At 66.7% G+C, this 4,270-nt stretch carries 4 protein-coding genes; all 4 read right to left on the bottom strand.

From position 1 onward, the window contains the following. Nucleotides 1-2 precede the first annotated feature (2 nt). Nucleotides 3-380, bottom strand: a complete 378-nt coding sequence (locus ACWELQ_RS39675; protein WP_452402151.1) for a F0F1 ATP synthase subunit epsilon — start codon at nt 378-380, stop codon at nt 3-5. Nucleotides 381-386: 6 nt separating this feature from the next. Beyond that, nucleotides 387-1,817, bottom strand: coding sequence for a F0F1 ATP synthase subunit beta (gene atpD, locus ACWELQ_RS39670; protein ID WP_357289649.1), 1,431 nt, complete (start codon nt 1,815-1,817; stop codon nt 387-389). An 18-nt stretch (nt 1,818-1,835) separates the two neighbouring features. Beyond that, complete coding sequence (locus ACWELQ_RS39665) at nt 1,836-2,807, bottom strand: F0F1 ATP synthase subunit gamma (RefSeq protein WP_452402150.1); 972 nt, start codon at nt 2,805-2,807, stop codon at nt 1,836-1,838. 51 nt (nt 2,808-2,858) lie between these two features. Beyond that, the coding region (atpA, locus tag ACWELQ_RS39660; protein WP_452402149.1) for a F0F1 ATP synthase subunit alpha at nt 2,859-4,270 on the bottom strand (1,412 nt) is incomplete at its 5' end.

The following is a 4,270-nucleotide window of genomic DNA, read 5'->3' as shown; positions in this document are numbered from 1 at the left end:
GGCTAGCCCTGGGCAGCCTTCTCGAGGGCGCGAATCTGGCCCTGCGCCTTGGCCAGTGCGGCCGGGCTCGCATCGGCATCGGCGAGAACGGCCTTGGCGGCCGCCTCGTCGATGTCGAAGGCGAATTCGGCCGACTCGGCCAGCACGCGCACCGAAGTGGCGGTGACCGAGAAGAACCCGCCGTGCACGGCGGCGACGATGCGCTCGTCGTCGTCGGACACGATGGTCACGGTGCCGCCCTCGACCAGCTGGCCGAGCAGCGGCTCGTGACCGGCAAGGATGCCGATCTCACCTTCGGTGGTCTGGGCCGAGACGAAGGACGCCCGGCCCGACCACACCAGTCGCTCGACGGCGACCAGATCAACGGACATGTCAGCCATGGGTGACTACTTTCCGGCGATCTTCTTCGCAGCGGCCTCGACGTCGTCCAGGCCACCGCAGGAGTTGAACGCCTGCTCCGGCAGGTGGTCGAACTCGCCCTTGCAGACGCGATCGAAGTCGTCGATGGTCTGCTCCAGCGGAACGACGGAACCTTCCTGGCCGGTGAACTTCTCGGCGACGATGAAGTTCTGGCCCAGGAACTTCTCCAGGCGACGGGCGCGACCGACGAGGACCTTGTCCTCTTCGGAGAGCTCGTCCATGCCGAGGATGGCGATGATGTCCTGAAGTTCCTTGTACTTCTGCAGGATTCGCTTGACCTCGTTGGCCACCCGGAAGTGCCGCTCGCCGACGATCGACGCCTCGAGGATACGAGAGGTCGACGACAGCGGGTCGACGGCCGGGTAGATGCCCTTCTGCGAAATCGGACGCGAGAGCTCGGTGGTGGCGTCCAAGTGCGCGAAGGTGGTGGCCGGCGCGGGGTCGGTGTAGTCGTCCGCGGGCACGTAGATCGCCTGCATCGAGGTGATCGAGCGGCCACGGGTCGAGGTGATGCGCTCCTGCAGCTGACCCATCTCGTCCGCCAGGGTCGGCTGGTAACCGACGGCCGAAGGCATACGACCCAGCAGGGTCGAGACCTCGGAACCGGCCTGGGTGAACCGGAAGATGTTGTCGATGAACAGCAGCACGTCCTGGTTCTGGACGTCGCGGAAGTACTCGGCCATGGTCAGGGCCGAGAGGGCGACGCGCATACGCGTGCCCGGCGGCTCGTCCATCTGGCCGAAGACGAGGGCGGTGTCCTGGAGGACGCCCATCTCTTCCATTTCGAGGTGGAGGTCGGTGCCCTCACGGGTGCGCTCACCGACGCCCGCGAACACGGACGTACCGGAGAACTCACGCGCGATACGGGTGATCATCTCCTGGATCAGCACGGTCTTGCCGACACCGGCACCACCGAACAGACCGATCTTGCCGCCCTTGACGTACGGGGTCAGCAGGTCGATGACCTTGATGCCGGTCTCGAGGATCTCGGTCTTGCCCTCGAGCTGGTCGAAGGCGGGCGGCTGGCGGTGGATGCCCCACTGCTCGCCGTCGCGGCCCAGACCCGGGGTGTCGAGGCAGTCGCCGAGGGCGTTGAACACGTGGCCCTTGACGACGTCACCGACGGGCACCGAGATCGGCTTGCCGGTGTCGCGCACCTCGGCGCCGCGGACCAGACCGTCGGTCGGCTGCATCGAGATGGTGCGAACGATGTTGTCGCCCAGGTGCTGCGCGACCTCGAGGGTCAGGGTCTTGGCCACCGACGCGAGCGCGATGTCGACGTTGAGGGCGTTGTACAGGTCGGGAATCGAACCGCGCGGGAACTCGACGTCCACGACGGGTCCGATGACGCGGGCGACACGGCCTGTGCCGACCCGAGTTTCAGTAGCTGCGGTCATTGGTTCTCTTCCTGGGCCTTAGTCGCGGTCCGAGCTCGACGCCAGTGCGTTGGCACCGCCGACGATTTCCGTGATTTCCTGCGTAATCTGCGCCTGGCGCAACGAGTTCGCGGTCCGGGTCAGCGAATTGACCAGGTCCGTGGCGTTATCCGTCGCGGCCTTCATGGCGGTGCGGCGCGCAGCCGACTCCGATGCCGCCGCTTCGAGCAGCGACGAGTAGATCCGAGTGTTGATGTACTTCGGCAGCAGCGCGCCCAGCAGGCGGTCCGCGTCCGGCTCGAACTCGTACTGGGGCGACAGCGTGGCCGACTCGGAGTCGGTGAAGCTGTCGGGGCCCAGGTCGAAGTTCTCATCCACGAAGGTCACCTGGATCGGGGCCAGGCGACGCACCTCGGGCTGCTGCGACAGCATCGACACGAAACGCGTGTAGACGATGTGCAGTTCGTCGACGCCGGCCATGGTGCCGACCCCGTTGGGGGTGGCGACCTCGCCGTCGGCGCCGGCCATGAATGCCTCCACCAGGTGGTTGCACGCGGCCGAGGCGTCCACGTAGTTGGGCTGCTGGGAGAAGCCCAGCCAGGACCCGTTCACCGTCCGCTTGCGGAAGGTGTAGTAGGTCAGGCCCTTCGCGCCCATCACGTACAGCACCGGCTCCTTGCCCTCGGAGCGCAGCGTGGCCATGAGCTCTTCCGCCTGCTTGAGGACGTTGGAGTTGTAGCCACCGCACATACCGCGGTCGGAGGTGATGACGAGAACGGCTGCACGACGCGGGTTCTCACGCTCGGTCAGCAGCGGGTGGCTGAGATTCCCGCTGGCGCTGGCCAATTCGGCCAGCACCTTGGTGATCTCCTCCGCGTAGGGCTTGGCGGCGGCAACGCGCGCCTGCGCCTTGCTGATTCGCGAGGTCGCGATCAGTTCCTGAGCCTTGGTGATCTTCTTGATCGAGCTCACGGAACGGATACGGGAGCGAAGTTCACGCACGCTTGGCATTAGCGGTCCACCCTCCCTTCATAAGTCGATTCGGTCATTCGCATGCTCGTCTTACTTCTCGACGTGCTTGCGGGTGACGGAAAGGGACTCGACCTCTTCGTGATCCAGCTTGTCGGCCTCGGCCTCGACGACACGCGAGCCGTCGGACGCCAGGAAGCCCAGCTTGAACTTGTCGGTCGCGGCCTTGATGGCATCGGCGGCCTCGCCGTCGAGCACCTTGGCGCCGCCCTGCAGGGCGTCGAAGGAGGACTGCACGGTGGCGTGCAGGTTCTCCAGCAGCTCGGCGTTGAAGCGACGGATGTCGCCGACCGGCACGGAGTCGTAGTAGCCGCCGTCGACCAGGTACAGCGAAACAACCTGGTCCTCAACGGAAACCGGGGCGTACTGGTCCTGCTTGAGCAGCTCGACCCAGCGCGCGCCACGCTCCAGCTGGGCCAGCGAGGCGGCGTCCAGGTCGGAGGCGAAGGCGGAGAACGCCTCGAGCTCACGGTAGGAGGCCAGCTCCAGACGCAGCGAACCGGAGACCTTCTTCATGGCCTTGGTCTGCGCGGCGCCACCGACTCGGGACACCGAGATACCGACGTTGATGGCCGGGCGGACACCCTTGTTGAAGAGGTCCGACTCCAGGAACACCTGGCCGTCGGTGATGGAGATGACGTTGGTCGGGATGAACGCCGAGACGTCGTTGGCCTTGGTCTCGATGATCGGCAGACCGGTCATCGAGCCCGCGCCCAGCGCGTCGGACAGCTTGGCGCAACGCTCCAGCAGACGCGAGTGCAGGTAGAAGACGTCACCCGGGTACGCCTCGCGGCCCGGCGGGCGACGCAGCAGCAGCGAGATGGCGCGGTAGGCCTCGGCCTGCTTGGACAGGTCGTCGAACACGATCAGGACGTGCTTGCCCTGGTACATCCAGTGCTGGCCGAGGGCCGAACCGGTGTACGGGGCCAGCCACTTGAAGCCGGCGGAGTCGGAGGCCGGGGCCGCGACGATGGTGGTGTACTCCATCGCGCCGTGCGCCTCGAGGGCCGACTTCACGCCCGCGATGGTGGAGCCCTTCTGGCCGATCGCGACGTAGATGCAGCGCACCTGCTTGGTCGGATCGCCGGTGGCCCAGTTGGCCTTCTGGTTGATGATCGCGTCGATGCAGACCGCGGTCTTGCCGGTCTTGCGGTCGCCGATGACCAGCTGACGCTGGCCGCGGCCGATGGCGGTCAGGGCGTCGATGGCGGTGATGCCGGTGGCCATCGGCTCGCCGACCGGCTGACGCTCCAGCACGGTGGCGGCCTGCAGCTCGAGCACGCGACGCTCGTCGGACTCGATCTCGCCGAGGCCGTCGATGGGCGCACCCAGCGGGTCGATGACGCGACCCAGGAACTTGTCACCCACGGGAACCGAGAGCACGTCGCCGGTGCGGCGGACCTGCTGGCCCTCTTCCAGGGTGTCGAACTCACCCAGGACGACGG

This window comes from Nocardia sp. NPDC004722, from assembly GCF_053601505.1.
Note: the sequence above shows the minus strand (reverse complement) of the source record. Positions and strands in the feature narration are given on the sequence as shown.